The sequence below is a fragment of the Candidatus Eisenbacteria bacterium genome, from assembly GCA_018831195.1.
GTDB lineage: Bacteria > Eisenbacteria > RBG-16-71-46 > CAIMUX01 > JAHJDP01 > JAHJDP01.
In genome coordinates, this window is the sequence record JAHJDP010000102.1 from 1 (window position 1) to 5,639 (window position 5,639).

5 protein-coding genes are annotated in these 5,639 nt (G+C 52.9%); 2 read left to right on the forward strand and 3 right to left on the reverse strand.

Features of this window, described 5'->3' with window-relative positions:
• The first annotated feature begins 141 nt into the window (after nucleotides 1–141).
• The gene (locus KJ970_18150; GenBank protein MBU2692845.1) at nucleotides 142–465 is read left to right on the forward strand and encodes a hypothetical protein; all 324 of its coding nucleotides are present in this window, start codon (nucleotides 142–144) and stop codon (nucleotides 463–465) included.
• A 275-nt stretch (nucleotides 466–740) separates the two neighbouring features.
• Here KJ970_18150 and KJ970_18155 read toward each other — a convergent pair whose 3' ends face one another.
• The 3 genes from KJ970_18155 to KJ970_18165 all read right to left on the reverse strand — a co-directional run bounded on the left by KJ970_18155 (nucleotide 741) and on the right by KJ970_18165 (nucleotide 4,693).
• Nucleotides 741–3,248, reverse strand: a complete 2,508-nt coding sequence (locus tag KJ970_18155) for a DUF3987 domain-containing protein (GenBank protein MBU2692846.1) — start codon at nucleotides 3,246–3,248, stop codon at nucleotides 741–743.
• A gap of 244 nt (nucleotides 3,249–3,492) precedes the next feature.
• A complete protein-coding gene (locus KJ970_18160; GenBank protein ID MBU2692847.1) occupies nucleotides 3,493–3,708 on the reverse strand; it encodes a helix-turn-helix domain-containing protein in 216 nt (71 codons plus the stop codon).
• Nucleotides 3,709–3,925: 217 nt separating this feature from the next.
• Entirely contained in the window at nucleotides 3,926–4,693 is a 768-nt protein-coding gene (locus tag KJ970_18165) for a hypothetical protein (GenBank protein MBU2692848.1), read from the reverse strand.
• A gap of 326 nt (nucleotides 4,694–5,019) precedes the next feature.
• On the opposite strand from KJ970_18165, the gene KJ970_18170 reads away from it, so the two are divergent.
• Nucleotides 5,020–5,639 (forward strand): recombinase family protein (locus tag KJ970_18170; protein ID MBU2692849.1); only part of this gene is annotated, 620 nt, incomplete at its 3' end.

Below are 5,639 nucleotides of genomic sequence, written 5' to 3' on the forward strand. Positions count from 1 at the left end.
ATCGCCGGTGGCCGGTACGACTTCCTGCACTGGGCCACAGAAATTGAACAGCTGCTCTCCTGCGACGACGGAGAGGCGGGCATCAAACCGGCGCTGGACAAGATGACCAGGACGAACCAATAACCAGAAGGAGAAATGACCATGGCTAAGAAGCAGACAAAACCAGCCACAAAGAAGGACTCGAAGAAGACCCAATCGGAGCAGAAAGCGAAGGCCCCCAAGACGGCCGAGACCATCACGCCGGACCCAATCACAACGGCACCCGCTCCCGAACCCGCCCAGAAGCCGGACGCATCCGATCCGATCTGCGTGTTCGCCTTCAGGCTGCTCCGGAGCGAACGGGATCTGATCCACAAGGCAACCGGATCTGGTAAGGCAACCCAGTTTGTGAAGGGCGTGGTCGTCGCAGCGGCCCGGGGGGACCTGGATGCCATTAAGGCGATTATCGAGAACGGGACCGCGTGATCGACCCGAAAGCCTACCTTCACAGGCTGCCAGCCGCCCTCGGACATCCGATCCGGGGGTTGCCGGTTTGGGACCCAATGGGGAATTGTGCGAATTGTGCGAATTGTGCGACGAGGGTAAGCGCCCAAAAACGACGTTTTTTGCCTTAAATCTAATTCCTACTAATATAGTAGTATATAACAAAAAATGATTACTTAGAGTGATGTTCGCAGAATTCGCAGAATTCATTGGCCCAAAACCTCCCTCCTCCGACCCCAAAACTCGTGTTTTGAGGCTCACGTGGGCGTCGCACAATTCGCACAATTCGCACAATTAACTTGTGTACCCTGTAATCGCTCTTTTTGTGTTGCAGATCTGCAACAGTTCAATTCCGGTGGCAAAAGTGGATTCACTTCATAAATAAGGCTCGGTTTTCGGCCACGGGCGCTGGAATCCTCCATTTCTTTCCGCCGGATATAGCCATGGTCCACCAGGAGTCCAAGTCCGGGGTCCATCTTGTCCACCTTCTTGAACCGCCCCTTAACTGACTCAAACAGATCCCGGCGCGTGATTTCAGTGACACCCAGGCTCTGGATCTTGCTCAAAATGTGCCGGGCGTCATCCAGTTCCTGATCAGCTCCCATCTCGCCAAACGCCACCTTGGCATGCTGGATCAGGTAGTGTCCGATCTGGATTGCAAGTTCAACGGTCTGGAGGTTTATGGGTATCGTCCAGGGATCTTTTTCACGGACATACTCGGCCATATGTAAGATGCCCGCCAATCTGGCGATGGCTCCTACCAGCTTCCCCGCCCAATCCGTCATATGCCCTAAATCACCGGTCGCCGCCAACTGCGGCTCTAACCAAGAGGCAAAAGCCATGAGTGCCTCTTGGCCTAGGAAATCGAATGACAGCGTATGTGGTGCCGGTGCCCCCTCGGCGTCGGTTCCGAAGGGTAAAGACAAGAGAGCTTGGACATTCTTTCGGTATTCAGATTTGACCTGGGGAGGCATTGACGGGGGATTTATCTCCCGGCAGCCAAGAAGGCTGTGAGGAAGGGCAAAAAGAAAGCGCCCGATGAGACCCCGGCCACGGAAGCCGGGGACCCGAGTTAGACCATTCAAGACCTCAGGTTGAACAGCCAAGCCCACAGTGAGCGCGGGGGATTCCACAAATTCTGAAGCCCGGCCGACTCTATCGACCCGTATTTGATCCCCGGCATGACCTCGTAAATAAACACCGAGGTTCGGACCTCCGCTGCTGTAACGGCCCGCCATGAGATCGAAGACATCACCTTCCGGCGCCATGACAGCGATCCGGCCACCCTGTTCCTGCAGCAGAGTCGAGAGCCGTTCGGGACTGCAGTCATCAACAATCAGGCGCAGCGGCTGTAGTACTTTAATGGCCGCAAGCTCTCGCGCCGCCCTATTAGATTCCTCAAATGCTGCCTCTCGTTTGTCCCATTTAGCTTCAGCTGCTTTCTTTTCCGCCTTCCTCAATGCCTCGGTGGCAATTCGATGTTGGGATTGTTGCTCCGCAATCTCCGCCTTCAACCGCTCAGTCTCGGTTGCTTCATACTCTTCCAGAGGAGAAGTGACATGGGAGAATACAGCTGATTTACGGCTTCCGGGTGGAAGGATAACGACCACGAAAACGTTCACCGGCTCCTGATATCCCTCTCTGACATGTACAACCACTTTCTTGGCAATGGCCGCAGCACACGCAGAGATCGTGAGCATGCCGGCTAGGTCAGGAGGTGTCTGGGTAGCCACGGCCTCAGCTTCTACAAATTGCCTCACCCAATCCGGCAGTGCACCGGTTGGAAATTCGGGGAGGTTCGTTACTGACAGCGGTATTGGATGTTCCCACTCACTTGAATTGGTGACGATACTTGATCGTGGAGGATATCGACCAAGGCTTTCCGCAATCCTCTCCACCTCCGTATCATCCAGCGGTGTGACACAGCGCCCCTTGTTGGCCTCAAGCAGGGCCGATCGAATCTCTGCTGTTGTCATACCCATGGAACGCAGACGCCCACCCATACTGGTCAGGGCCTCGTTCCTACTTCCCTCAGGTATATTCCCTCCGCCCTCCTCATCTGCCGGTATCCTTTCATATTGTTGAGTTAATCGGTCCAGGAGCCAACCAGGGAGAGGAGCAGGTTGAATCTGATTTGGTTTGCTTGAATCACGCCACTGATAGGTATTTCCCGAACAATGCACACTTGGTGGCACGACGATATATCCGCCATCACTCTTTAGATCAAGACCGGGGCCAAGCCTGCCGGAGCTGCACCGAATGGGCACCCTCGGGTGAATGAAAAAGTAGTGCCGTCCCCCGCCACCGGTCCGAGATTCAACCGTTGCGGGGAGCCTGCCGAATTCAGCCTCCAAGTCAGCCAATGATTCATCCCCCCCATTACGTGGATCTATATCCAATACAATCAAGCCACTTTCAGTACCGGTGAGAACCGCGACATTGGCATCTGGCCATCGCGTCCACCAACTTCTGATTGTCCTCTCCTCGGTCGAGGCATCTTTCAATCCCCGCTGAGTCCTGGGATGTTTACCCTGGCTTTGACAATCAGCTTTCCGGCAACTGCAAGATCCGGATCGTGGTGTGTGGAGGGGCAACACCGGCCAACCCTGCTTCGCGTACCAGAGGGCTGCCCGGCCTTGGTCAGAGAGCCCATTGGTTCTCACGATCGACTCACCTCTCGATACCACCTCTGCATCGGGAAACACTCGCATAACTCGATCGATGAAATCCTCAACAACCACGGACATGTCTGAATTCGCCGCCACAATCGGCATCTCCTTCTTTGCACGGTCCGGTAGCCTCGATTTCAAGGGTCGGGCGTCTCGGCTTATGGTCAGGGGAGTTGGATAGGATCTTCATTAGCAGGGTTGCAATCGCCCCGTTGGCCTCAGCATCTGAGCGCCCGCTGTAGTGCCGCCGCAGCTCAATCGCTGTTTTCTCGCGCACGCGCTTAGCCCTCGACCGCTTTTGTGCAAATCGAACCGGGGCCATGGAGGGATGCCGGAAACATCAACACCCCGTCTCTTGGCTTACGGATTCTGGTCGAAGGATTCTATGTAGCTGATCCAGATCTGAGGCATTCACGGTCCGCCAGCCGCCGCGGGTTCGGCGGAAACGAAACAAACCGCAACGTTCAAGACTTCGCAAGGAATCAAGCGAGACGCTGAGAACCGAGGCAGCCTCGCCCAGGGTGAGTTCAGTTTTGGGGATGGATACAGCTTTCATTTTAAACCTCCTTATTAATGACTACAGATGTGTCTAATAAAGAGTATTTAAGCCTTCAGAGAAGATGAAAGCAAGCCTAAAATGATGCAGGACAACAGGTTAGGGTCAATTAATGACAGCTATTTGTCAAAATCGGTATTTAGCTATGCAAAATTCCATCACGAAGAGTCGCTGGAAACTTCGCAATCGTAGAAGGTTACAGAGCCGGGTGTGATTTTTATGTCTTCTTTAGTTGGCTAGGTTTTTTTTCATGCCTTGAACAGGCAGGACAGCAATATGCTTTTACGTCTGTGCGGAATTTGACCATATAGCGATTACAGGCCCTTCGAGCACACTTGCCAATACCAATGGCTCCCTTGGTCAGAAGCAGTTCTTTCAACTCCATCAAAATCGGGACAAAGCCAATCTCGCCCTTTCCTCGTTGAAAACCAGACTTGTTTATGAATCCATTGATTTCTTTTTCAAACATAAGTATCGAAACCTCAGAAATCCATTCTTCGAACATCCTGGAGACAATATGTGGATTCTTATTCTCTATGATTTTATCAAAAAGGTCCTGGAACTCCCGCTGACGCGTCGTTAAATGACGATGAAGTTGTCTTTTTCTGGCTGGAAGGAAATTGGCTTTTGCCCAGTCTAACATCTTCCCCTTGTAATCAGCGCCGTTCCACATATCTTCTAGAAAATACCCTTCTAGACTCTCATCTGGGACGTGTCGATAGAACCACGCAGCTGGGGGCCTAAGGGTGACTTCTCCCGTATTTTCATCTGTATTTCTTTGTGTCTTTTTCCCTTTACTCTTCAAAATGTTTTGGGCCATAAAATGAGCAGTCACCCCCAGATGGGTTCGATACAAGAAGCGGACTCGATCTTCAGGTGTTGTTGCGTTGAGAAAATCGCAAAAAGCACGCACTTGAAAGAAAGGTCCCGGCTTCTGCGATATCAGCGGTAACGGTTTTTGAGGTCTTCCTACTCTGCGTTTCACTATCCCACCTCCTTCTAGGGTATATAACATGGAACTGGCGGCATCGACCCAGATCTGTGCGTTTGCGTCGGATTAGATCGTGGATCGATGGGTTTCCAATCAACATTTTATAGGTAGTCATAGGTGTTGTATAGGCATTTGAATAATACATTCGCATTTTTAACAATTCTTCCTTCCCAATATGCGACTTGTACATATAATGAAATAGGGGATGGTCCCGGCTTTAACTTGATGTTTAACCGCACCTGAGCTAATTCTGGACACGCGAGAACCCAACCGATTTATTGACAATGAGTTAGAAGATTTCGCAAAAGGAGCCCCATCACGTGAAAGCAGCCATCTACGCCCGCGTCTCGTCTGCGGAGCAACGCGAGAACCAGACCATCCATACCCAGCGGGAGTTCGCGGAAAAATATTGCGATCTCCACAAAATAAACGTCATCGAAATCTACTCCGACGACGGCATCACCGGCACCCTGCCCCTCAGCCAGCGCCCCGCCGGAGCCAAGATGCTCGACGATGCCCGCACCGGCAAGATCGACACCGTGCTGTTCTACAAGCTGGACCGCCTCGGCCGCGATCCCCGGTTGACCCTGGAAGCCATCGACCAGCTGGAAAAGTGCGGTGCAAAGATCAAGTCCATGACCGAACCCTTCGATTCCGGCGAGGCGACAGGACGGTTTCTTATAGGCATCCTCGCGAGCGTGGCCGGGCTGGAACGCGAGACATTCCTTGAGAGATCCCATGCGGGTAGGGAACGCCTGGCGCGAGAAGGCGCATGGCTCGGCGGGATTGTGCCGTTTGGCTATCGGGTCGAGGGTCGAAAGAAAGACGCCCGGCTCGTTGTCAACGAGGAGCATCTTCCCACTGTTCCAATATCCGAAGCTGATATCGTCCGGATGATCTTCGACTTGTCAGCCAACAAGGGCTGGACCTGCGGGGCCAT